Origin of the sequence: Methanosarcina sp., from assembly GCF_028693135.1 — an archaeon.
GTDB lineage: Archaea > Halobacteriota > Methanosarcinia > Methanosarcinales > Methanosarcinaceae > Methanosarcina.
In genome coordinates this window covers 59766-84202 of sequence record NZ_JAQUVZ010000004.1, presented here as the reverse complement: position 1 = coordinate 84202, position 24437 = coordinate 59766, and the positions used below count along the sequence as shown (strand labels likewise).

The 24437-nt window shown below is 43.9% G+C and carries 23 protein-coding genes; 15 read left to right on the top strand and 8 right to left on the bottom strand.

Annotation, left to right across the window (positions count from 1 at the left end; all coding sequences use genetic code 11):
- Positions 1-6: 6 nt before the first annotated feature.
- The 3 genes from PHF18_RS03145 to PHF18_RS03135 all read left to right on the top strand — a co-directional run bounded on the left by PHF18_RS03145 (position 7) and on the right by PHF18_RS03135 (position 2591).
- Positions 7-825, top strand: coding sequence for a hypothetical protein (locus PHF18_RS03145; protein WP_300098186.1), 819 nt, complete (start codon positions 7-9; stop codon positions 823-825).
- An 88-nt stretch (positions 826-913) separates the two neighbouring features.
- A complete protein-coding gene (locus PHF18_RS03140; RefSeq protein WP_300098184.1) occupies positions 914-1201 on the top strand; it encodes a DUF1805 domain-containing protein in 288 nt (95 codons plus the stop codon).
- Positions 1202-1544: 343 nt separating this feature from the next.
- Entirely contained in the window at positions 1545-2591 is a 1047-nt protein-coding gene (locus PHF18_RS03135) for a TRM11 family methyltransferase (RefSeq protein ID WP_300098181.1), read from the top strand.
- 101 nt (positions 2592-2692) lie between these two features.
- Here the strand turns inward: PHF18_RS03135 and truA are convergent, their stop codons facing one another.
- Positions 2693-3502, bottom strand: coding sequence for a tRNA pseudouridine(38-40) synthase TruA (gene truA, locus PHF18_RS03130; RefSeq protein WP_300098179.1), 810 nt, complete (start codon positions 3500-3502; stop codon positions 2693-2695).
- An 11-nt stretch (positions 3503-3513) separates the two neighbouring features.
- Positions 3514-4464: a transcriptional regulator gene (locus PHF18_RS03125; RefSeq protein ID WP_300098176.1), complete on the bottom strand. Its 951-nt coding sequence runs from the start codon at positions 4462-4464 to the stop codon at positions 3514-3516.
- A 221-nt stretch (positions 4465-4685) separates the two neighbouring features.
- Between PHF18_RS03125 and PHF18_RS03120 the strand changes: the two genes are divergently transcribed.
- The 3 genes from PHF18_RS03120 to PHF18_RS03110 all read left to right on the top strand — a co-directional run bounded on the left by PHF18_RS03120 (position 4686) and on the right by PHF18_RS03110 (position 8678).
- Positions 4686-5756 carry a formate--phosphoribosylaminoimidazolecarboxamide ligase gene (locus PHF18_RS03120; RefSeq protein ID WP_300098173.1) on the top strand — a complete coding sequence of 357 codons (1071 nt, stop codon included), beginning with the start codon at positions 4686-4688 and terminating at the stop codon, positions 5754-5756.
- A gap of 850 nt (positions 5757-6606) precedes the next feature.
- Positions 6607-7524, top strand: coding sequence for a glutamine-hydrolyzing GMP synthase (gene guaA, locus PHF18_RS03115; protein ID WP_300098170.1), 918 nt, complete (start codon positions 6607-6609; stop codon positions 7522-7524).
- A 113-nt stretch (positions 7525-7637) separates the two neighbouring features.
- A complete protein-coding gene (locus PHF18_RS03110; protein WP_300098168.1) occupies positions 7638-8678 on the top strand; it encodes an archaeosine biosynthesis radical SAM protein RaSEA in 1041 nt (346 codons plus the stop codon).
- 355 nt (positions 8679-9033) lie between these two features.
- Here PHF18_RS03110 and argB read toward each other — a convergent pair whose 3' ends face one another.
- Entirely contained in the window at positions 9034-9927 is an 894-nt protein-coding gene (argB, locus tag PHF18_RS03105) for an acetylglutamate kinase (protein WP_300098165.1), read from the bottom strand.
- A 236-nt stretch (positions 9928-10163) separates the two neighbouring features.
- On the bottom strand, positions 10164-10448 hold the full coding sequence (locus PHF18_RS03100; RefSeq protein ID WP_300098162.1) for a non-histone chromosomal MC1 family protein: 285 nt from the start codon (positions 10446-10448) through the stop codon (positions 10164-10166).
- 411 nt (positions 10449-10859) lie between these two features.
- Between PHF18_RS03100 and mptA the strand changes: the two genes are divergently transcribed.
- Both mptA and PHF18_RS03090 read left to right on the top strand, forming a co-directional pair.
- Positions 10860-11816, top strand: a complete 957-nt coding sequence (gene mptA, locus PHF18_RS03095) for a GTP cyclohydrolase MptA (protein WP_300098159.1) — start codon at positions 10860-10862, stop codon at positions 11814-11816.
- Positions 11817-12057: 241 nt separating this feature from the next.
- The gene (locus tag PHF18_RS03090) at positions 12058-12387 is read left to right on the top strand and encodes a DUF2098 domain-containing protein (RefSeq protein ID WP_300098155.1); all 330 of its coding nucleotides are present in this window, start codon (positions 12058-12060) and stop codon (positions 12385-12387) included.
- A gap of 165 nt (positions 12388-12552) precedes the next feature.
- On the opposite strand, the gene PHF18_RS03085 is transcribed toward PHF18_RS03090, so the two are convergent.
- Positions 12553-13986, bottom strand: a complete 1434-nt coding sequence (locus PHF18_RS03085) for a methanogenesis marker 14 protein (RefSeq protein ID WP_300098152.1) — start codon at positions 13984-13986, stop codon at positions 12553-12555.
- A gap of 892 nt (positions 13987-14878) precedes the next feature.
- Here PHF18_RS03085 and PHF18_RS03080 point away from each other — a divergent pair.
- The 4 genes from PHF18_RS03080 to gatB all read left to right on the top strand — a co-directional run bounded on the left by PHF18_RS03080 (position 14879) and on the right by gatB (position 19460).
- Entirely contained in the window at positions 14879-16042 is a 1164-nt protein-coding gene (locus tag PHF18_RS03080) for a Coenzyme F420 hydrogenase/dehydrogenase, beta subunit C-terminal domain (RefSeq protein WP_300098149.1), read from the top strand.
- Positions 16043-16250: 208 nt separating this feature from the next.
- Positions 16251-16532: an Asp-tRNA(Asn)/Glu-tRNA(Gln) amidotransferase subunit GatC gene (gene gatC, locus PHF18_RS03075; protein ID WP_300098146.1), complete on the top strand. Its 282-nt coding sequence runs from the start codon at positions 16251-16253 to the stop codon at positions 16530-16532.
- Between the two features lie 12 nt (positions 16533-16544).
- A complete protein-coding gene (gene gatA / locus PHF18_RS03070) occupies positions 16545-17972 on the top strand; it encodes an Asp-tRNA(Asn)/Glu-tRNA(Gln) amidotransferase subunit GatA (protein WP_300098143.1) in 1428 nt (475 codons plus the stop codon).
- A complete protein-coding gene (gene gatB, locus PHF18_RS03065; protein ID WP_300098140.1) occupies positions 17973-19460 on the top strand; it encodes an Asp-tRNA(Asn)/Glu-tRNA(Gln) amidotransferase subunit GatB in 1488 nt (495 codons plus the stop codon).
- A gap of 227 nt (positions 19461-19687) precedes the next feature.
- Here the strand turns inward: gatB and PHF18_RS03060 are convergent, their stop codons facing one another.
- The gene (locus tag PHF18_RS03060; RefSeq protein ID WP_367279133.1) at positions 19688-20512 is read right to left on the bottom strand and encodes a carbon-nitrogen hydrolase family protein; all 825 of its coding nucleotides are present in this window, start codon (positions 20510-20512) and stop codon (positions 19688-19690) included.
- 387 nt (positions 20513-20899) lie between these two features.
- On the opposite strand from PHF18_RS03060, the gene PHF18_RS03055 reads away from it, so the two are divergent.
- Positions 20900-21388, top strand: a complete 489-nt coding sequence (locus tag PHF18_RS03055; protein ID WP_300098395.1) for a class I SAM-dependent methyltransferase — start codon at positions 20900-20902, stop codon at positions 21386-21388.
- A 398-nt stretch (positions 21389-21786) separates the two neighbouring features.
- Here the strand turns inward: PHF18_RS03055 and PHF18_RS03050 are convergent, their stop codons facing one another.
- Together PHF18_RS03050 and PHF18_RS03045 are read right to left on the bottom strand one after the other, a co-directional pair.
- The gene (locus tag PHF18_RS03050) at positions 21787-21921 is read right to left on the bottom strand and encodes a hypothetical protein (RefSeq protein WP_300098137.1); all 135 of its coding nucleotides are present in this window, start codon (positions 21919-21921) and stop codon (positions 21787-21789) included.
- A gap of 92 nt (positions 21922-22013) precedes the next feature.
- The gene (locus PHF18_RS03045; protein WP_300098134.1) at positions 22014-22526 is read right to left on the bottom strand and encodes a hypothetical protein; all 513 of its coding nucleotides are present in this window, start codon (positions 22524-22526) and stop codon (positions 22014-22016) included.
- Between the two features lie 334 nt (positions 22527-22860).
- Between PHF18_RS03045 and PHF18_RS03040 the strand changes: the two genes are divergently transcribed.
- Both PHF18_RS03040 and PHF18_RS03035 read left to right on the top strand, forming a co-directional pair.
- Positions 22861-23400 (top strand): dihydrofolate reductase family protein, encoded by a 540-nt coding sequence (locus PHF18_RS03040; protein WP_300098132.1) that lies wholly within the window; start codon positions 22861-22863, stop codon positions 23398-23400.
- Positions 23401-23481: 81 nt separating this feature from the next.
- The gene (locus PHF18_RS03035) at positions 23482-24411 is read left to right on the top strand and encodes a restriction endonuclease (RefSeq protein ID WP_300098129.1); all 930 of its coding nucleotides are present in this window, start codon (positions 23482-23484) and stop codon (positions 24409-24411) included.
- The last annotated feature ends 26 nt before the right edge of the window (positions 24412-24437 follow it).

The following is a 24437-nucleotide window of genomic DNA, read 5'->3' as shown; positions in this document are numbered from 1 at the left end:
AAAACCTTGAAACTGTATCCCCTCCTCTTAGCCAGTATTTTACTGGCAACTTTCCTCATTCCTGCCCTTCTTGCAGATCCCTGCTCTGCTGCCTTTATCCCTGGCAACAATATTACAGTAGAAAGAGATGGGATGACATGGAATTACGACGAGAAAATTACAGATACCGAAGCTATTTTTTTCAGGAATCTTATCGATAGAGATACAGGCAATAATGACGGTTTTGTTAATGCCTGGGAAATCCTGAAAATGGAAGTTCTTTTAGGGGACAAAATGGAGAAATCCATAGAAGAGAAACCTGATGTAAAGCTCAACGCGACTTCAGACCCTGTTGAATTAAAGGACGTTGAGTTCTGGATTTCGAAAAACACCCTCGGAAGAACTGAAAAAAGCTCGTCAATTACAAACCGCGCCAGCGTAACCTACAGTTTCAAAGAAGAAATAAGCGCCGGAACAGACATATGGCTGATGGGCACTCCGAACTCAAGTGTTACAATTACTCTCCCACAGGGCCTTGACGTAGAATTAACGGAAGGTCTTGACAACAAAAGCCTTGTGCTTGAAAATAACCGTACATTATTGAGAGGGAACTTCGGCTCTGAAAAAAACATTACACTATGGCTTTCGAAAAATGAAAGCCTTAAAGCCGAACTGCTGGCTATGGAATTATATAAGGATAAGATTGCGGAAAATAAAAGTGTGAAAGAAAGCGGAGCAGGAGAAAACGAGGCCCCGACTGCTGGAGAAAAGGCTGAAGTCAGTCAACCATCCGGGGTTTTCAAAAATATCCTCAACAAAATTAACCGGAGCCTGAACGGGGCCTGAAAGAGACTGAACAGAGCCTGAAAAGAGACTAAACAGAGCCTGAAAAGAGCCCAAAAGTTAATCTGGCTTGACGCTTATCCAGAAAAACATGCTCATTAAACAGATTCCACTTGAAAACGGATGCGCACTTGGCCTCCGATTTGAGATGCAGAAGTATCCTCTGCTGGTTATAAGGGCAGAGAAGGGTTTTCTGATGTGCGGCTATCTTAATGTCAGTGCCGCTGAGACACTGGGGGATACGGCAGCAAAAGTAAAAGGTGTGCAGAGTTTCGAAGATATGCTCAAAGCCACTGTTATCGAGGTAACAAAGTTTGCCGGAGAGCTTGGAATTGAGATAGGAATGACTGGCAGGGAAGCCCTGGAAAAAATGTTTTGAAGGATAGAACCTGCTTCACAGACAGCCCTCTCAAATTTGATCTTACACGCGGACATATCATAAATTGGTCTCTTACAGGCTGCCTCCCATTCAGGCAACTTTTTTCTTACATGCAACCTGTTTTTGACCTCAACCTTCTGCACAGTACCCTCAAGTAGCCAATATGTTTAAAACACGAAAAAAACAGAATTAAATTAAAACACAGGCTTAAAACACTTTTAAATATATGATATTTTAGATTTTGTCCCCTAACCCACAAGAAATTATTTTGAATCGCTTCAAGCCATTTTGAACTGCCTGAAGATCATTTTGAACTATATTATCAACTTATTTCTGATCATCAATGTTATACGCTTTTGAACTCTCTGGAGAGCACGAAGAATTGCCAGCTGCCGAAGTCCTTGCCTGCCTCAAAATTGAGAGGCTTGATTTCCGGCCCCATGCAAGAGTCGACCAGTGCCTTGTAGTGGATATCGCAGGCAGAGAAGAGGATGTTGAAAGAGCCCTCGCAGGTCATGTAACTGAAAGGCTGGCAATGACCCACCATATACTGAAAGTTGTAGGGATTACCGAAAACAACCCTGATGCGGTCATGAAGCTTGCGGAAGCCTTTGAACTTGGAGGATATATCAGGGAAGGAGAGAGCTTTGTTGTCAGGGCAAAGAGGATCAAACACCACGTTGACTTTCCGTGCGAGTCCCTTGAGCAGAAAATTGGAGGATGCATCTACAGGAAAGGTTTCAGGGCAAACCTGAAGAGCCCTGATGTGGAATTCCGGCTCATCCTGAGTGAAAAAGCTGTACTTGGGACTCTTCTATCATCGGTTGACAGGAGCGCATATGAAGCCAGGACTCCCCAGAACAAGCCTTTTTTCCATCCTGGCGTACTTATGCCAAGAGTTGCCCGCGCCCTTACAAACCTTTCCGGGATAAAGCCAGGAGAGCTTCTCCTTGATCCTTTCTGCGGCACTGCAGGCATACTTGTAGAAGCCGGGTTTGTGGGGGCAAGGGTCATAGGAATAGATGCCCAGGAAAAACTCGTCCTCGGGGCTCACATGAATCTTGAAGCCTATGAACTGGACTACCTCCTGATGGAGGGAGATGCCTGCAGGATTCCGCTAAAGGACTCTACAATCGATACCGTTGTCACCGATCCTCCCTACGGAAGGTCGGCAGCAATCCTTGCCGAGTCTTTAGAAGAGCTATATTCCGGCGCCCTTGGGGAGATTCAACGTGTTTTAAAACCAGGAGGTATCGCGGTTGTTGTCTCGGACAAGGCAGCGTTTGAGTACGGAGAGAAGGCAGGACTTAAGGTTCTTGAGATTTATGTACAGAGAGTGCACAGGAGTCTCACACGGATAATAACTATTTTCCAGAAGGATATGGAGTAACCTACCCATCATTGAAATGACAGGCATCCGGCTTCTCGAAAAAGTTGCTTAAAAAGGAAAGTAAAGATAGAAAGATGACTTTTCATCTTTAAAGACATTTCTCACTCATGGGAAATCAGTTCTTCCAGCACCTCAGCCATTATCCTGTGCCTGAGAATGCGTTTGCGGTTCTGCTCACCTGCCCGCCTGATTGAGTAATCGTCTTCAATCCAATCGATATTTCTTCCATAGTTAACTCCCATAAGGGTTAATCCATAGGGAGGAGCCGGTTCAATTCCTTCTTCATAAATCTCGGGATTTAGCATCTGGAGCAACCAGTCATTATCACGCACCCCTTTTCCGATCATTGAGAGGGCGGTCACTATTTTTCGGACCATGTTCCAGAGAAAACTGTTGCCAACGACTTCAATCGTTGTAAGTTCCCCATCTACACGGGCATTGATTCTCTCCAGAGTACGAACAGTACTTTTTTCTCCGTTTGATCGGGAAAAATTTTCAAAATCATGGGTTCCAAGTAGCAGTTTGGAAGCTTCCCTTATCTTTGAAATATCGAACTCTTCGCCGCTCATCACGTAGCGGTAGTGCCTGGAAACCGCACTCCTCCTGGCATCAAAGTCGAAGGGGACTTCTGCATGAGCCCATGCCCATATGGTTGGAGGAAGTTCGGAGTTGATGACTCTGGGAATTGCCAGGTTCGGTTTGTCCGTATCAAAAGCGATGACCTGTCCGAGGGCATGAACCCCTGCATCAGTCCTGCCCGCACAGTTATAGTTAGCAGATTTGGGGCTTTCTATAATCCTGAGGTTCCGAAGAGCCTTGAAGATTTCTTTCTCCACGGTCTCGACATTCGGCTGAATCTGGGACCCATGAAACTCGGTGCCTATGTACGCAAGCTTTAAAGCGACTCTCATAAGATCCCTGATTACTTGGTTTTTTTCTTATAATAGACTTCTCTTAAAATAACCAAAAATATTACAAAGATGCACCCGAAAAGGAACCAGACCCCAGGGTGAAGAGAAAGGGTATCATAAAGCCCATGGATTCCTCCGAGGTGTGTGAGCCCTTCAGGAGGGACAGAAGGTAGTTCCGGGGTTGAGTCCGGAGTCTCCAGGGAAGGGATTTCAGCAACCGCCTCTTCCGGGATAACTTCCACCCCCGAAGACAAATTTTCTGCCCCTGAGCCATCCATTGCCTGCTGGCCAGCAAAAGTCTCAGAGCTTGCGTTCATTACCTCTTCTTCCGGCATGGCCCGGTCAAAAGTAGACTCAGAACCCTCTGCTTTTGGGCTCAAGCTTTCGTTTTCAACGTCCTCCATAACCATTGCTTCTGGATAAGCCTCATTTGCCGGTCCCGTGATTCCCATCCGCAAAGGAGCAGTGGCATCAACGATACTTTTTGCCCTTAGATAGACTGAGAGGTACTCTATTCCTGCAGCTGCAAAGAAGGCTGCTCCTATTACTCCCATATATTTCTGTAGCAAACTTATAATGGAGAGTTTATCCATTGAGTGTCTTGAAGGAACAAGAACAATCAGTTTTTCCACTGATTCATAGATTTTTACCTGCCGCCCTTTCTGGCTCCATTTTATCTGTTTGACCTTAATCAAGTCGGATTCTACCAGAGAATCAAGGTTATATTTGACCGTGGTAAGGGGAAGATTCAGCTCTTCTGCAATATTGGTTGCAGACATGCTTTTCTTCCCGAGAATTTCAAGGATTTTCAATGATGTTTCGTTGGAGAGGACCTGGGTGAGTTTTCTTGAGTCACCATTTACAGGGAGAACAAGCACCCTGTTATCCGACTCCCCGAGTCCAGGCTCCTGGGGAAACTCGCCGGTTTCAGATAAACCGTCTCTATCTTCAAGCCCGTTCATGCGTATTTCCTGAGTTAAAAACTTATTATCAGTATTTATTAAGTATACTTATCAGTATTTTTTAATTATACTCTCTACTGTACTTTGCACCGATCTGAATATAAAGTTTTATTTTCCACGGGTTATTATAGATCCACTACTATATTTATATATAGAATCCTGCCCTTAACCTTAAATATAACATTGTATATTCTAGTCTAAATTTTCCGCTGGTAGCAATCATGATAACAAAACAGCAGGTTCTTGAATTTCTGAAAAATTACGATTTAAAAGACATTACTATTGCAACAGTATGTTCTCACTCAAGCCTTCAAATTTTTGATGGAGCTCGAAAAGAAGGTTTCAGAACTTTGGGGATCTGCGTTGGCAAACCACCCAAATTCTACGAGGCATTTCCCAAAGCAAAACCCGACGAGTATCTTATTGTCGAAAGTTATGCAGATATTATGAATAAGGCTGAGGAGCTCAGAAAAAGAAACACTATCATAATCCCTCACGGTTCATTTGTTGCTTACCTGGGTACGGAGAATTTTGCAGAAATGGCTGTGCCTACCTTTGGGAACAGAGATGTACTGGAGTGGGAGTCCGACCGGGATAAAGAACGGGAATGGCTGCTTGGAGCAGGTATCCACATGCCCGGAAAAATAGATGACCCTCATGATATCAACGGGCCTGTGATGGTCAAGTACAACGGAGCAAGAGGAGGAAAAGGCTTCTTCGTTGCAAAAACCTACGAGGAATTCGAGGAACTCGTTGACCACACGCAGAAGTACACTATCCAGGAGTTCATTACAGGAACTCGCTATTACCTGCATTACTTCTATTCCCCGATCCGAAATGAAGGATACACCTTAAGCGAAGGAAGCCTTGAGCTTCTTAGCATGGACCGCAGGGTAGAATCCAATGCAGATGAGATCTTCAGGCTTGGCTCTCCCAAAGAACTTATCGAAGCAGGTATTCGCCCTACATATGTGGTTACAGGAAACATGCCCCTCGTCGCAAGGGAGTCCCTCTTGCCTCTGATATTCTCTCTTGGAGAAAGAGTGGTTGAAGAATCCCTGGGCCTTTTTGGCGGGATGATAGGGGCTTTCTGCCTTGAAACCGTGTTTACGGACGAACTTGAAATTAAGGTATTTGAGATTTCAGCCAGGATTGTTGCAGGGACAAACCTTTACATTTCAGGTTCCCCCTACGCAGACCTTATCCAGGAAAATCTTTCGACCGGACGGAGAATGGCTCAGGAAATCAAAGAGGCAGTCCGGACAAACCAGCTGGATAAGATAATATCCTGAAGCTGCTGAAGTATTTTGAAGCTGCTGAAAGCTTCAGAAGCTTTCGGCTAATTCTGTTTTTCATCAGATTTACCAGGGTTGAAAGGATCTTTCAATCCCTGATTATCCCTGTTTTTCTCAAATAGAAGGTTTTTCACAGATCAGGATTTTTTTTCCATATTGGAGTTTTTTTCAAAGATCAGGTAATTAGTGCCCTCTCATAAGATTTTGTGAGAAAGTTCCCTGTAGTACATAAACAGTTATTTAACCCCTCTGTTGCCTCACTTTCAGAATTTGTAAGAAGGTTACGGTCAAGTAGAAATTCTCTATTCAATATCAAAATTTAATAGTTACCAGACACCTGCGGAAATTTCCGGTTTTTTGGATGGAGTTTAAAGATAATTTCAGGGCTTAAAAAACTCTCACATAAGTTTCTTCCATTGATACTTTGCCCAATCTTTTCTCTCGGATTTTTTATTCTCTGCCACTCCCCGCATTTAGCATACACCTCTTGAATAAATAAAAGTTTACGCTATCCAGAGAGATCTTACCAGCCAGTAAGTTACTGGACAGTAAGATCGAATAAAGATATTTTCCAGAGGGTCCTGGGAAACTTTGGGCGATACGGGAAATAGTAAAAACAGGTAATATATCTGACCTTCAAGAGAACGGGAAAAACTTTCAAAATTATATAGATTAAAGAAGAAAATCAATGAATTCTCCGACTATACCTTTAAATATCAAAAACCCCATGCACAGACTCATATATCACAATAAAATATAATCAAATCTTAATAATTCTCATACATTCACCAATCACTATCATTTCTTCAAAGGAAGATTAGTTTAGCATCATTTAAGGAGCATTTCAATGGTAAAACCCGAGAAATTCATTCCAAAGGCAGTTGAGAAGATCAGCCAGGAAATAAAAGACGGGAGAGCAATTATTGCTCTATCGGGCGGCGTGGACAGTTCTGTTTGTGCGGAGCTGGCTTATAGGGCGATCGGGGACAGGCTGCAGCCGATCTATATCGACACCGGGCTCATGAGGAAAGGAGAAACCGAGAGGATAAAGCACATCTTCTCTCACATGAACCTGGATATTGTCTATGCAAAGGACAGGTTCCTTGCAGCCCTGAAGGATATTACTGACCCTGAAGAGAAACGGAAAGCCATAGGTGAGACCTTTATCCGCGTTTTTGAAGACGAGGCAAAGAAGCTTGAAGCCGATTACTTGATCCAGGGCACGATCTATCCTGACAGAATCGAGTCCGAAGGCGGGATCAAGTCCCACCACAATGTTGGAGGGCTGCCGAGCGTAATGGACTTTAAGAAAATTGTTGAGCCTATAGAGGACCTTTACAAGGATGAGGTAAGGGAAGTCGCCTGGGCACTCCAGTTGCCTGAGGAGATCTGCGAGAGGATGCCTTTCCCGGGTCCCGGGCTTGCTGTGCGCATTCTCGGAGAGGTTACCGAGGAAAAACTTGAAGTCGTGCGGGAAGCAAACTTCATAGTAGAAGAGGAACTTCTTGAGAGGTTCTGTCCCTGGCAGACTTTTGCTGCGGTAATCGGCAAAGGCACAGGAGTAAAAGGAGATGTAAGGGCTTACGGCTGGATCATAGCTGTAAGAGCTGTAGGATCAAGGGATGGAATGACTGCAGAAGCACTCGAACTCCCCTGGGAAGCCCTCAAGACCCTCGAATCGAGAATCACTTCCGAAATTCCACAGGTTGCCAGAGTGGTATACGACATCACGCCAAAACCACCTGCAACAATCGAGTTTGAGTAAAACCGGAAAATAGAAGCTAAAAGTGAAGCCCAAAATGGCTTCATCAACCTTTTTTACAAATCGTGCAGTAAATCATAAAATGAATATAATTCATAATAGCGAGTTCTAAGCCTATGTCCCTTAATAAAGCAGTAATGGATATCCGGCAGCGGATAAAAGTAAAGCCATCACCTACGAATGAACCTGCGGCAAGCTGGACCGGAGCAGACCTTGTAAATGGGGTTGAAACAAAGGTCCTCACTGTAATCTTCAAAAGTGCAGGCTGCCGCTGGGGAAAAGCCGGCGGCTGTACGATGTGCGGCTACGTCTATGAATGTGCAAGTGAGCCCCCGTCCCTCGAAGACTATAGCGCCCAGCTTACAAAAGCAATGAGGAAAGCTGAAAAGTTCCCTGAGTTCATGGTCAAGATCTTCACCTCAGGCAGTTTCCTTGACGAACAGGAAGTCTTTCCTGAAGCCAGAGATGCGATCCTTAAGGCCCTTGCAGATGACCCCAGGGTCATCAAAGTGCTTGTTGAAACCCGCCCAAACTATGTAACCGAAGAGAATGTACAGGCCTGCCTCAGCATCCTGAAAGACAAACCCTTCGAACTTGCGTTCGGGCTGGAAACAAGTTCGGATAAGATCAGAAGAGATTCCATTAACAAGGGTTTCACATTCCAGGAATTTGTTCATGCAGCAGAAATTGCAAAAAAGTATGGAGTAACCATAAAAACTTACCTTATGCTCAAGCCTCTCTTCCTTTCCGAAAAGCAGGCAATGGAAGACATCATACACTCCATAGATGATGCAGCTCCTTATTCTGACACCATATCCATCAACCTCTGCAACGTCCAGAAAGGCACCCTTGTAGAAGCCCTCTGGGAAAAAGGTCAGTACCGCCCGCCCTGGCTCTGGAGCATAATAGAAATCCTGAAAAAAGCAAAAGCCGCCCATCCGGACCTCCCACTCATGTCCGACCCCGTCGGAGCAGGCTCAAAACGCGGCCCCCGCAACTGTAAAATATGCAGTCCGGAAGTTGCAGATTCCCTCCGGACTTTCTCACTCACCCAGAACCCTGCCGACCTCACTACAACGGACTGTAAATGCAAAGAACTCTGGAAAAAAGTCCTGGAAATCGAAGACTTCACTTACGGGACTCCTATTTTAGATTAATAGGAGAAAAGAAAAATATAAAAATTAGTCTGCTTGGGAGAGCGAAGTTCACTGCTAAACCTATAAAGTAGTCCTCTTGAGCGCAGCGAAAAGGACCGCGGGCTGTTGCACTTGCAGTGCAACTCCCAGAAAATCTCTGATTTTCTGTGATCCCGAATCGCAACTCGGGTGGCAAGTGTATTCACCCTGAAACCTTCTTGCCCCCCATTTCAGAAACCCTCAGCAGGAAAACCCTGAGTCTTTCTTTTTCCAGAAAGTGAACTATCCGCACCTATCGGGCTGCTGTCCTTCAAAGAAGGTAACTTCCCGCTGTGCCCCCACACTCTCTAAGTTAAAGGCCACTGGTGACCCGTAGTTACTCCGGCGAGTAGTCCCAGATCATTGTCCCGACTCCACCGTCTGTGAAAAGCTCAAGAAGCATGGAGTGGGAAACGCTCCCATTTATGATATGTGCCTTTTCTACCCCACTTTTAACCGCTACAGCAGCACCTTTTATTTTGGGGATCATGCCTCCACTGATAACTCCTTCCTCAATAAGAGAATCAATTTCATCCAGCTTAATGCGAGAGATGCGGCTGCTCGGATTTTTAATGTCTCTCAGGAGCCCGGAAACATCGGTCATAAGTATCAATTTTTTAGCATTCAAAGACGCTGAGATGTCTCCTGCAACCGTATCAGCATTGATATTCAGGGCATTGCCTTTTGTATCCACAGCAATCGGAGAGATAACAGGGATATAGCCTTTTTCAAGCATAATATGGAGAATTTCCGGGTTTATGACCTCACTTTCCCCTACCCAGCCTATATCCACTTCAGTTTCCACGCCGTCAATAAGTACGCGTTGTAAAGCCTGTTTATGGCCAAGGATCATTCTTCCGTCGTAGCCTGTAAATCCGACACCTTTGCCGCCGAACATCCCGATAAGGGATACAATTTTAGTATTGATATTCCCGACAAGAACCATCCTTGCAATTTCCATAGTTTCGTCATCTGTAATGCGCAGTCCCTGGAAAAACTCAGCCTTCTTGCCCATGCGTCCCATTTTTTCAGTGATTTCAGGTCCGCCACCATGTACGATAACGGGTTTGATTCCCACATAACGCAGGAGGACAACATCTTTTATGATGTCCTCCATGATCTGGGCGCTAACCATTGCGTTTCCACCCACTTTGATAACCATGATTGAATCATAGAACTCCTGCATATAAGGCAGGGCTTCAATAAGCACATTCTCTCTTTTGAGTTCCATGATCTAGAAATCAGAAAATCTCTTTTTAAACTTATCGTTAGACATCACAGGTAAAAGCAGAGGAATTCTGTAAAAAAGGGTTTATTCACATGTTATTAAAAATTTGGATATGTCTAAAAGGTATAAAAATAAGCCAGCTCAGATAGCATTAAAGATCCTTCCAGGCTAATTCTGCTATGGATATCAAAAAGAAAAAGAAAGAACCCCGATCTCCAGGGTATGTGAAGGATACTGGTTTACTCTATTTTTTCGATCTTTTCTTTCTTGACAAAGGGCTTGCTAATTTTCTCAGGCATCCATTCAGGTCTATTTTTGGGGGCTGCGACAAGATCTTTCCATGCCTTGAAAACGTGCACCTTCTTTGTCCCGCGTTCTCTGAGGCGGATGACATCTGGTTTGGATTTGGTACCGGCGCCCCGGTTTGCAGCTTTCAAAGCAGCCTGCCGAGGCTGTTTACCAGTGAAAACTCCATGCTCATTGCCTTCTTCGTCTCGTAAAACAAAATTTCTTGTGTTGGACATAAAGGTCACCTCGCAAATTGTATTGCTAGACACTGATTAATTTTTAAAGTATATAAAATCTTTCTTCAGGATGTTGCCTATAGTTATTGATTTATGCAAAACTGCCCTTAATTTGTAAAGGGCATATAAACTAAATATTTATAAATTGTGGTCAAAAGGGGAAATGTGCAAATATTTATAAATTGTGAAAAATACGAGTTGAAATAGGATTCAGGAAAGGGTTTTTAAATATTTTTGCAAAATATATTTTATTGTACTTTTGGAACAGGGCCTGGAAAGCACAAACTTTACATGCTATAACTTCTTATGATCACTATATTTTTCCAAATGCATATAATGAAATTATGTATTTGCTAAGGATTGATTCTATAAATCAAGCACATACTCATCTTTTCACGGATCTGGTTAAACATGGAACACTGTAATTTCAACCTCCCTGATGTCCAGGCCAGCAAACCAAGCATAGCCATCAACCTCACCCGTGTTGGGGTAACAAACATGAAAAAGCTGGTTGAAATCAAACGAAAGGACAAGCGTCCGATAGTACTGATTTCAACTTTTGATGTCTTTGTTGACCTGCCCTCGGATCGTAAGGGAGCGAACCTTTCAAGGAACTTCGAAGCTGTAGATGAAGTTCTGGAGAAGGTTCTCAGCACACCGGTGTATGAAATAGAACAACTATGTAGCGATATTGCACATAACCTGCTTGGCCGTCACGAATATGCAAATCAGGCTGAAGTCAGGATGAAAAGCGAATATATGATAAGGCGCACCTCCCCTTCAACAGGGATCAAGTGTCAGGAAGTCGTGAATATCTTTGCTGAAGCTTCGGCTGTAAGGGGCGACGGAAATAAAAGCTACTTTGATGTGAAAAAACTCATAGGAGCTGAAGTCGTGGGAATGACTGCCTGTCCCTGCGCACAGGAGATAATGAGAGATAAAGCTGCAAATGAGCTTGCTAACCTTGGAGTTGATAGGGATACTATCATAAAATTCCTTGAGAAGGTTCCTATGGCCACCCACAATCAGCGCGGAATAGGTATTGTCTCAATCAAAGTAGCTCACGATTTTGATGTTTCCCTGGAAAACATAATCAAGATAATTGAACGCTCCATGAGTTCAAGCGTTTATGAGATCTTGAAACGCTCAGACGAGAAAGTTGTTGTGGAAACTGCGCACATGAACCCCAAGTTTGTGGAAGACTGTGTAAGGGCAATGGCAGACAATGTTGTAAAAGAATTTCCAAATCTTCCCGATAATGCAGTAATCACTATCAAACAGACCAATGAGGAAAGCATACACAGACACAATGCATATGCCGAAAGGGTCGCTCTCATGGGAGACCTCAGGAACGAAATAAATCAGTAAAAAGGTTAACCAATAAATCCAAATAACCAGTGCTGAGAGATCAGCAAACTTTAAATTCTTTTTTTATTTTTCAAACTCTGAAGCCTTTATTAAGTCTTTCAGGGTTTTTTTGGAGTAATGTATAGTTAAGCCCACACAAACTTTATTAAAGGGCCTGAATAACCTATTAGAAGCGGTTAAAGAAGGAATGGACTTGCAGGGCCTGAAATTTAAGCGTCCTGGAAGCTCTCGAGGTGAAAGCATGGCTGATGCTGAAGAAATCACAGCGGTAGGGCGCAACAAAAAACCCATCCGAGTGGGAGATGCTGTCAAATACGTAAATAGTGACACCGTAAGCATGGTTAGCGAGATCAAAAAGGACGAACTGGGAAAAGTCTGGGTCCTGCTCGAAAGTACCGACCTCTGGTACAGAGAAGAAAACCTGGAACTTACGGATATCAAACCCACAGAAAAGAGAGAAGACAGAGAGTATACTGCCGAGGAACTGGAAGAACGGTTCAGAAAAGATAGAGAAGTGGCTCAAAGCTTCGATCTTGCAAAAATTGGAGGAGGAGGAGGGGCAGGAGGGTAATTCTTCCCGCCTTTACTTTTTTACTCAAGTATCGTTTTTTATTTTACCGATAAATTTCTTCGTTGACTTTGCATTTCGTTACCTTATAATTTACTATTGTTTTACGTTTGTTTTTTGCAGTCAAGCTGTTTATAAGCAATGCTTTTGAGAGACGTGACTGCCCATTCACCTTTTCTGCATTTTTATCCGCTGCGCAAGAATACATTTACCACCGTGCCTGCCACCAAGCGGTTTTTGCGGTGTACCCAGGGAGTTCATGCAGCGCGCCATAACAGCCGCACCTCTGGCAAGCCCGTCATCCACAAAGACCACTTTCTCATCGATTTTAGGAGCGAGGTTCATTTTATCCAGGCAGCTCAGGATTAATTTAGGCTTGTTCCCGGTAATCCCGGCCCTACCTGTAATTCCGAAAGTTGTATCTTCAAAAATGAGCCCTTCTTTTTTTGCGACCCCTATGAGCCTGCACACCACTCCGGCCATTACCTCATCAATGACAGCATAAACAATCGGAAGACCATGACTTTTGCAGATCTCCATGCCTATTGCACTCAGCTTTCCCATATCTGAACCGTTTTCGCCCACATCGCAACCTATAAGCGTTACACCTATCTCCTCGGCTGCATCCGGCCTAACAGGAACGCTGCCATACCTCTTTTTATCTCTGGGAACTTTTTCAATGATTATGAGCTCATGAATGCGCCTTGCATAATCTTCGATAGCTTTAGCCTTCATCTTCAAAGTGAGGAAAGAAGGTGGTTTCTGGTTCTCAAAAACTTCCAGAGCGGTCCCTACCTTAGAATCAACGACTTTCGAACCCCGAATAATAGCATCAGGAATTGCACCTGCATAACCGCAAAAGTTTCCAATTGTTTTTGCATACGGCTGGTCCTGGCTTGTGATTCTGCCGTCAAGAGTCGTCCCAAAATCAATTGAAATGCAGGGATTTCTGAAATCAACATCCGTCAGTTTAGCCGCTTCCTTTATTCCTGCTGTTGCAAGCTCCCCCTCCATTTCGTTTGCAACAATTTCAACCCCTGTAGAACCAATCGGAGGCATAACACCGGCTACAGCCCCATCAAAGATTACTTTTTCCAGTTTACTGTATTTCTGGAGTTTTTTAGAAATATTCGAGATGGACATTGGAGGAGTCATGTTCTTTGGAGGGACACCTGCCAGCAGACACCCTTCTGCCAGGGCTTTGACAAATTCACCCACTTCATCAGGACTGTCAAAGCCTGCAACGACACCCGTAGAGCGCACCACAAAATTAAGGTCAGTCTTTATGTCCAGGTTGGCTTTTTCCATGGCTTCTGTTAAAGTGCTACTCACCAATTCTGCAACGGCCTCGCGCGTAAGTTCCACACCAGTAAGTGTCTTTCCGAACACGGTTTCTCCGGGTTTTGGAGGACGGACATCTCTGGTCATGCGCAAGACCTTGTTTATGATATGTGTCCTTCCGGTATCCATATTGACAGCTGTAAGGATAGATTTGGTTGTGGTATTTCCTACTTCTACGGAAGCTACGATAAAGAACGGTTTTGATTTGAGATCAATCAAACGAACCTGAGGAGATTCTGCAATTCTGGGTTTCAGAGCCATTTTTTATTCCTTCTTAAGAATTTACACATTGTTCTAATTGAATCAACCTCCAGTACAATTTAACTGCAGATATAAAATTCAATTGAGTTTGTACTATCAAATATAAGAATGGAGTTCATTTTAAACTGCACTGCTTTTAGTAGTTTAATCAAAGGTTATCCAAACTGATTTGAAAATGATTCATACTAATTTAAACGCTATTAAACTGGTTAAATCCAACACGAATGCATTGAACATAACAATTAGAAACCGGATATTTTGAATATCGAAATATTCCGAAGATATATATATCTCCAGAGTTTGATAAAAAGATATGATAAGAACACAATTTATCTGAAGTTTAAAGAATGTATAACCAAAGCCTATAATAATCTTTGCTAAAACACTTCAAAGTGCCGTCTATTTCAGTTAAGTATTATTATAATCCATCCACAATTTATTTGAGACTGTGTGTTTTTATTAAATATGTTTACATATACTGATGATTTGTTTTTCACATACGCTTTTTTGCAATTCCTAGCTCATTTTTCTTGTGTTTACTTATCATTATTCTTGTGTTTACTTATCATTATTCGTGTGTTTACGTATCATTATTCGCTCTTATGAGACACCTTATCATTCAGCCTTCAACAGCATTTCTATACAAGAGTGTTTTGACCTCAAAACAATGTTTTCAATCAAGCCTGAAATTATTTGCCTATAAGAATATATTACAGCGTATAATTATAAGGAGTACGAATTATATAGGACTTACTTATAATAACGCGCCTAATTAATATTCACCCATAAAATATAATAATTAGATATTGAAGAACTTATCATAGATTATTTCAAGAAATGACGCATGTGGCGTTTCCTGAGATTTGGAATAAATAATTATCGGAGACCTTTAATGCCGCTAGATCCTATTTGCAAGAAAATGATATCTGACGATACTGAATACTTTTCGGATTACGGGGGAAAACATTACTATTTCTGCAGTACCGAATGCAAGCATAAATTCGATACACTTGAAAAAAGCGTTATCCGGCTTAAACGAAACCTGAGTGAAAAAGAGAAGATTTCCTTCGGAAGACTAAAAAGAGATATCATAAAACCAGGAATCTGCACCCTCTGCGGAGCCTGTGCAGCAAACTGTGAGTACATAACCATTGAAAACGGTGCGCCAAAACTGGTTGGCCCCTGCAAAGCCTGTGGGGTCTGCTACTACCAGTGCCCAAGAACTATTACTACAGAAGAAGGACTGATAGGGGGCTTCAGATACGCCTATGCTGCAAGATCTGCTATTCCCGAAATGAAGGGACAGGACGGTGGAGTTGTGACCGCTCTCCTCCTATACGCACTGGACGAAGGACTGATCGACTGCGCTGTGGTCACAACCCGCTCAAAGGAAGAACCCTGGAAACCCATACCCAAATTGGCAACAACCAGAGAGGAGATTCTTGAAAGCGGAGGAAGCATATACTCCCACTCAATGACTCTGGAAGCCCTGATGAGCGCAATCAAGCAGGGAATGCAGAGCATCGCCTTTGTAGGAACGAGCTGCAACATCGATGCAGTCACAAAGATGCAAAAAAGCTCTTACGGCTTACTGCACCTCTTCATGAGGGCAAAAATCCTGAAATTGGGGCTATTTTGCATGGACACGTTCGCCTATGAAGGGATAAAGGCAGTGCTGGAAAGTTATGGGATCACGCTCGAAAATGTAGAGTCCATGAAAATCCGAAAAGGAAAGTTCGAAGTTACACTGAAAGATGGAAAAGAACATGTCTTCGAACTCAGCGATTTCGATGAATACCGAAGTTCATCCTGCCAGTTCTGTACAGACCTTGCCTCTGAAAACTCAGACATCTCCTTCGGCGGAGTCGGCAGCCCCCAGGGCTGGACCACTGTCCTCGCCCGCTCAGCCATAGGTTACGAGATCTTCAACGAAGCCATAGACAACGGCTACATCGAAGCCCGGCACCTTAACGATGAAGAACTCGAAAAAGTACTCAACCTGGCAAAAATGAAAAAGGTCCAGATGTATGCGCTTCACATGAGACAGAAAGTGTAAAAATCCAAAATGAAAAGATAGTCATCTTAAGCGAAGAAAAAAAAATATTTATCAATAAATAAGTCCTCTTGAGCGAAGCGAAAAGGACCGCGTACTCCCGAGGCGCAACTAAGGAACGGAAGAATATATATTTATTTCATAAACCTGTTTCTATTATGCATTACCAATGGCATTCTATTCAGGATTATTCTATTTTTGAGGAATTTTCATGATCACAAAAGAAGATGTAGAACACATCGGCTGGCTTGCCCGGATTGAGATCAATGAGCAAGAAACAGTCGAGTATATGGAAAAACTTAATTCAGTTTTGGAGTACTTCGGGCAGCTTGATGAGTTGCAGACCGAAGATGTGGCTCCCACATACCACGTTGCTGAGATCTATAATGTATTCAGGGAAGATGTGGTAGAAGAATGCCTCCCGCAGGAAACCGTTCTTGCAAACACCGAAAACAAACAGGACGGGGCTTTCAGGGTCCCGAAGATAGGCTGAGGAGATGTTTTGATGGCAAAATGGATGAGTGTTGCACAGGTTAAAGAGAAAATTGAAGAAAGCTCAGCCGAAGAAGTAACAGCCCGATACCTTGAGGTTATCGGAAAGAGCAAAATCAATGGTTATTTGACGGTTTCCGATAAAGCCCTTGAGCAGGCAAAAAAGATAGATAAGGAAGGGCACAGTGGTCCTCTTGCAGGCGTTCCAATCGCAATCAAGGATAACATTTCCGTAGTCGGGCTGCCAAACAGCTGCGGCTCAAAAATCCTTGAAGGTTACGTTCCTCCTTTCAATGCTCATGTAATCGAAAAGCTTCTTGCTGCCGGAGCCGTAGTCCTTGGAAAAACCAATATGGATGAGTTTGCAATGGGCTCCTCCACTGAAACCAGCCATTTCGGGCCGACTTCAAACCCCTGGGACCTTGAAAGAGTACCTGGCGGGTCTTCCGGAGGCAGTGCAGCGGTTGTTGCAGCTGGGGAAGCCCCTTTTGCCCTTGGTTCTGACACCGGCGGATCTGTGCGCTGTCCTGCCGCTTTCTGTGGAGTTGTAGGGCTTAAACCAACATATGGGGCAGTTTCAAGGTACGGAGTTGTGGCTTACGCAAATTCCCTTGAACAGGTCGGACCTCTTGCAAACAATGTGGAAGATATTGCAGTCCTGATGGATGTTATAGCCGGTTACGACCGGAGAGATTCAACATCCATAAACAACAAAACCGAATGCCAGAAATCCCTTGTTGACGATGTGAAGGGCCTGAAAATAGGGGTTCCAAAGGAATTTTTCGGAGAAGGCATCCATCCGGATGTGGAAAAAGCCGTATGGGATGCTATACACAAATATGAGAGCCTCGGAGCGACCTGGAAAGAGGTCTCGATGCCCAACATAAAGTACTCTCTTGCTTCATACTATATCATTGCAATGTGCGAAGCATCCTCAAACCTTGCCCGCTTTGACGGAACACGTTACGGGTTCAGGGAGAACGCCGAAAACTGGCACGCAATGGTCTCAAAGACCAGAGCCGATGGTTTCGGGACCGAAGTCAAGAGAAGAATTCTCCTCGGGACCTATGCGCTTTCTGCAGGCTATCACGACAAGTACTACCTCAAAGCCCTGAAGGTAAGAACTCTTGTAAAGCAGGACTTTGATAAGGCGCTTTCAGCAGTTGACCTGCTTATGGCTCCAACCATGCCCAATCCTGCTTTCAAGATCGGGGAAAAAATTGAAGACCCTCTTACCCTCTACCTCTCAGATGTAAACACCTGCCCGATCAACCTTGCAGGCGTACCTTCAATTTCCGTACCCTGTGGCTTTACTGACGGACTGCCAATCGGACTCCAGATAATGGGTAAACCCTTTGACGAGCCTACAGTCCTGCGTGCAGCCTATACTTTCGAGCAGAATACCGATCACCACACAAAGAGACCTCCGGAGGTGGCGTAAATGGCCTACGAGAACCCTGATGGCATAAGGATCGGGCTTGAAATCCACGTGCAGCTTAACAAACTTAAGACCAAAATGTTCTGCGGCTGTTCTACCGATTACCACAATGCAGCCCCCAACACCCACACCTGTCCGATCTGTCTTGGCCTACCCGGCACGCTTCCGGTCCTGAACAAAAAAGCCGTGGAAGCAGCAATTAAGGTGGGGCTTGCCCTTGAAGGAGAGATTGCAGAAGAGACCCAGTTCCACAGGAAGAACTACTTCTACCCTGACCTTCCCAAAGGTTTTCAGGTAACCCAGTTTGATTTCCCCATTGTTGGCAAGGGAAAGGTTGTGATCGAAGGAGAAGACGGGGAGCATGTAGTCGGAATTACAAGAGCTCACATGGAAGAAGACCCCGGAAAGCTTGTGCATATAGGGAGCATCGAGAAGTCAAAAGGTGTCCTTATAGACTACAACAGGTCAGGCATGTCCCTGATTGAAACCGTTACCGAACCAGATATGAGGAGCCCTAAGGAAGCCAGAAGGTTCCTTGACAAGTTCAGAAACATCCTCGAATACCTGGACGTCTTTGACGGAAATCTTGAAGGGGCTATGCGTGTGGACGCAAACGTCTCAGTCTACTGGGGCACCCGTGTTGAAATCAAGAATATCTCTTCCCATAAAGGAGTGGAAAGGGCTCTCCTCTACGAGATCATGCGCCAGAAGAACGTGATCCGCCGTGGCGGTAAAATCCTTCTGGAAACCCGCCATTTTGATGAGGGCAGGGGAGTAACAATCTCGATGAGGACAAAAGAAGAGGCAGAAGACTACCGCTACTTCCGCGAACCTGACCTTATGCCTATGCGCGTGACTAGCTGGATTCCTGCAATCAAAGAAACTCTACCTGAACTTCCGGACGCCAAACGTGCCCGCTTCATGGAACAGTATGGCATCACGGATATGCATGCAAAGTCCCTCACTTCCAAGATCATGCTTGCAGACTTCTACGAAGGGGTCTGTGCAACAGGCATGGACCCGAAGACTGCCGCTACCTGGACTGCCGACGTCTTCCTCGGAGAGCTTAACTACCGCGACCTCGCAATCTCTTCTTACGACGGTATGACAATTGGCTTCATCCACGCAAAAGACCCGGAAATCGAGAATTCCTTCAAGGTCCCGGATATGATAGAACTGGTCACCCTTTTCGCCGAAGGCAAAGTCAGTGACAGGACTGCAGTTGAAGTCATCCGTGCAATTCTGGACGGGACGGAAGAAAAGACTCCTTCTCAGATCATCGAAGAAAAGGGCCTTTTCAAAGCCGAAGATGACCTGGTCACCAGGGCTGTTGCCGAAACAATTGCTGAAAACGCTGCCGCAGTGCAGGACTACCTTGGAGGAGCAGAAAAGTCCCTGAACTTCCTTGTAGGGCAGGTAATGAAAAAGACAAAAGGCACGGCAGATGCAAAGACAGCCCGCGAGCTGATTGTGAAGGAACTTAAAGGGTAACCCGGCAGGGTTTACCTTTTCCACTTTTCTTTTTCTTATTTAGGCTTTTTTGGATTTCTGGATTTCTTCTTTTTTTTTGGGCAGCCAGGAACTCTTTTCTCTATCTCGAGAGAGGCTGGAACTTTATTCAGGTGGAAAATCTGGCAGGGATTGCGGAATAAAGAATTGGAGCTTTCTATCCGGCACCCCGGCACAATGTCGCCTGCCGTCAAATAAGAAAATATGGTTTAATACAGATCAGGTCTGCGACCTTCGAAAATTGAGCCGGTTTGCCTTATTTCTTTTGCCTCGTCGAGATCGATTTCTCCGATGAGGACACACTCTTTCTTTTCAGCTTCTGCCAGAATGCGGCCCCATCCATCGGCAATAAAAGAGCCGCCAGGATAAGTCGAATACCTATCTTTTCCCACTCTGGTGCAGGCGATATGAGGCAGCTGGTTTTCAATTGCACGGGAAAGGGACATAATTCGCCAGGGATATATATAAAAATCCGGCATATCGGCAACTGAAACCAGCAGATCTGCTCCCTCAAGGGCCAGTTTTCGGGCAACTTCCGGATACCGAAGTTCATTGCAAACTATGAGTCCTAAGGAAAGCCCATATTTTTTCAGCCTGATAGGAGCTATGCTGTCTCCTGCTGCAAAATATTCTTTCTCCGAGCCGTAAAGCTGGACTTTTCGGTGGATGCCGACCAGTTTTCCTGACTCAATGCAGAAACCGAGGTTGTACTGGGAAGGTGCCTTCTTTTCTGAACTTACTGTATCCTTTTCATTCCTTTCGAGCTTTTCTATCATTGAGCCTGCAAAAATACAGTCATATTCTCTGGAAAAAGCACGGAGAGCTTCAAGCGTGGGGCCGGAAACGGTTTCAGCCACTTCCTCTATATGGTCATAACAAAAGCCGGTTGAGAATACTTCCGGAAAGACAAGTAGTTCAGCTCCTCTTGAAACTGCTTCTTCTGCAAGGGAGAGGGCACGCTCAAGGTTTTCATGTTTAGAGCAAAGCGAGATATTCATCTGGATGCAGGCAGCTTTCATGCTTGTCACTTTCATTCCTTCAATTAAGAAAATTTGATTGCTTTACTTAGATACTTTATGAGATTATTCTACTTTTTGATTTTACATTAAGGTTTTGTGCTGCATTATAACAATGGTGACCCTAAGTCCGGATAGCTACTTCAGGCAGCACCTTGATTATCAGGCAGTACTTTGATTATACATGTATCCGAATATCTGATAGAACAAAAATCTGATAGAAAAAAAATCATGAAAACTTTCCTTAGGAAAAATATAAAGCATGTCAACCTCAAAATAGGCTTGAAGAAAAAAGCCGTCTGCAAAAAAAAGACCTGAAACATTACTTAATCAAGGACTGACCATAAGGAGGAAAACACCACGGAAGAGCCAGCTTCTGATTTTCGATTTCACGCAACGACCCTTATCTTCAAGTTCCGGGACTTCTTTTTCCCCCGCAGAAAAATCATGGAAGAAGCAGGGATAAAGCCCGGTTTCAAAATTCTGGATTACGGCTGCGGGTCAGGTTCCTATATCCGTGACGCTTCCGAAATGGTGGGCCCTTCAGGAAAAGTCTATGCCCTGGACATCAATCCGGTTGCTGTTGAGATGGTCCGGCACCTGACTTCGATAAAACAGCTGAAAAACATAGAGACTATACTTTCCGATTACGATACCGGCTTGCCCGGCGAGAGCCTGGATATAGTCCTTTTCTATGATACATATCATACCCTGAACAAGCCGGAACTTGTTATGAAAGAATTGCACCGCGTCCTGAAGCCCGAAGGGACACTTTCTTTTAGTGACCATCACATGAAAGAGGAAGAAATCATGGAAGGTGTAACCCGGAAAAAACTTTTCAAGCTGAAAAAGAAGGGCAAAAAGACATACTCCTTTAAAAAGGACGGAAGTTAATTCAGGTGCAGGCGTGTACCTGTTCATTTATACTGCCAAAAAACAATAAAAAAGTAAAAGAAAGAAATGAAAGAATCTGAACTCAGAAAAAGCACAAAGCTTAACGGGTCAACAAGATAACAAAGCTTAACAGGTCAACAAGATAATTTTCAGTAAATTTTCATATGCTTCTTTTTTTATTGATTCAACTTCCATAGCCATCTTATTGAGCTTAAGTATGGTCTGGAGCAAATCACTGGTAATGGGAAGATCGATTTAACTATTAGGAAGTTATTTTGTTGGATTTTTGGAGGTTAGTTAATAGGTAGCTCGAGATTTAGGAAGTTGGTTACAGATTGTTTATTGACGAGTTATTTGACCCTTTTACAATATGCCCTTTCCCGGTTCACCTTTCGAGTTCATGCTCGTGTTGCCGGGACTACCCCGAGGCTTTCCATGATTCTCATTTCCGCGGGAGTGATAAACATGCCGTTACCAAACAAAAACCCATGCAAAACGGGTTTTTGAGCCTGTTTCTGCACTTTTTCTTTCATTTTCTGGATCTCCTTTTCTGGTTTTGCAGTTCCTTAATTAGTTACAGGAACACAGAATCCTATTTCCTAGTTAAACTATAAATAGGTTTTCCTTAATTTGTCTTGAACTCTCTCCTTACCTCAACAGGCACCCGATTCATAGGGCACTCAAAATTGATGCAACGGACGCACTCATACCTCCTTGCTGTCAAAAAGAACAGCGCCCAGGAAACAACATATCCTCCCAGCAGCAGAGGGTCCCTGACCAGCCAGTAAACCGGAAAGAAAAACATGGGAAGGGCTCCAAGCACAGTCATTACCTTTTCAAAAGGGCTATGTGGGCCGGGACGAGCTTTGAAAATCTTTGGCACTCCCGAAAGCATCATGCACTTTACACAACCCTTGCTCCGGATGTAGTACAGGCAGTGGGTGCAGGTAAAACGGAATTCGATTACGAGGAAGAAAAAAAGAGCTATACCTATGTAAACTGCCACCCATTTGAGAGAATCTCTGGCAATTGCTATGGAGCCGATTAGAAAAGGGATTATATTGAAGAAATTCCAGTAGAGGCGGTCTCTGGTGGAGTGCTCGGTTTTGAGGGGGATGCCGGAATTCAGTGGGGACATGGAAGAATTTTAGAGGAAGGAAAGGTAAAAAGGTTTGGATTTCGTGGAGTTTTGATGGAAAACGGTCTTCTATAAAAGACCAATTTTGCCTTATTATGGTCTTCTATAGGAGACCACTATGATAGAAAGTATGTATTTCCCAGCTTAATCTGGAAAAAAGCAAGCAAAAAACAGAGCAAAAACTTCACCCAGGCTGCGTGAATAGCTTATCTCCGTCTGTCTTGTCCCGTTCGCTAGCGAACGGCCTGAGCCGTACAACAACAGAAATGAAACAATAAATAAGAAGCAAAATCAACATAAAACCATAATATGTCACTAAATGGGGAAAGGGAAAATGAAAGATAACACACCCAGAATAAAGCTTTACATAGCCTGCAGCCTCGACGGATTCATAGCCCGTGAAAACGGCAGCATAGACTGGTTAACCAAATACGAAAACAGTTCCGAAACCGACTACGGTTATTCCGAATTTTACGCATCTATCGACACAGTCCTCATGGGCAGAAAAACCTACGAACAGGTATTGGGCTTCGGAGACTGGCCTTACGGAGAGAAGAAAGCGTATGTTTTTACAAGACAAGAAGAGCCCCTGCGCCGCGAAAAAAACGTAGAATTTATTTCCGGAGACATAGAGGAGTTTGCGCGCCGGCTGAAGGAAAATACTGAGGAAGATATCTGGCTCATAGGCGGGTCCCAGATTATCAAGGTGTTTCTCGAAGAAGACCTTGTGCAGGATTTGATTATTTTCGTGGTTCCGGTTATTCTTGGAAGTGGGATTCCACTGTTTGACCAGATTCAAAAGGAAATCGGGCTCAAGTTGATTAATACGGAGAGGTATGAGAGTGGGTTGGTGAGGGTGGAGTACGAAATTTAGAGATACATAACAAAATAACAAACTATAACAAGATAGACACTCAAAGTTTTTATGAAATAATATAGCCTTTTGAGTGATCTAATGGTAATTCCAGATTATCAATCCGTAATGCTTCCTTTGCTAAAATATGCAGGAGACGGAAAAGAACATAGAATCCGCGATGCGGTAGAAAAGCTAGCCGAAGAATTCAGGCTAAGTGAAGAGGAAAGAAATGAGCTTCTACCAAGCGGCCAGCAGGCGATTTTTAAGAACAGAGTCGGATGGGCTAGCACTTATCTGAAAAAAGCTGGACTATTGAATTCCGGAAAAAAGGGATATTTTTCTATTACCCGGAGAGGATTGGATGTTCTGAGAGAGAAACCTCCTTCCATTGATGTCAATTTTTTGAAGCGATACGAAGAGTTTAACGGATTTTACAACAAAGATAAACAGCCTGTGATCGATAAGCCAGATATTCCAAGAACAGAATCTGTAGAGATAAAAAAAGATCTTGATCCTGAAGAGTCCCTCGAAATCGCATACCAGAAACTTCACAACGAACTCGTTTCCGAAATTCTCTCTATCATAAAAAAATGCTCACCTGACTTCTTTGAATCACTGGTCGTTGATGTCCTGACAAAAATGGGTTATGGAGGTTCAAGAGCTGATGCCGGGAAAGCAGTTGGCAAAAGTCATGATGGTGGGATTGACGGTATCATAAAGGAAGACAGGCTCGGGCTTGATGTCATCTACATACAGGCAAAACGATGGGAAGGCACAGTCCCAAGACCTGAAATCCAGAAATTTGCCGGAGCCCTGATAGGGAAAAAGGCGAAGAAGGGAGTTTTCATAACGACCTCAGGTTTTTCAAAAGAGGCTATTGAATATGCCGATCTCACCGGGAATATTATCTTGGTGGAGGGGGAAATGCTTGCAAGGCTGATGATTGAATATGGGGCCGGAGTTTCTAAAGTAAAGTCTTACGATGTTAAAAAAATGGATACGGATTATTTTGAAGATGGAGTAATCTGAATATTGGGTATTCGTCTCACAAGAAG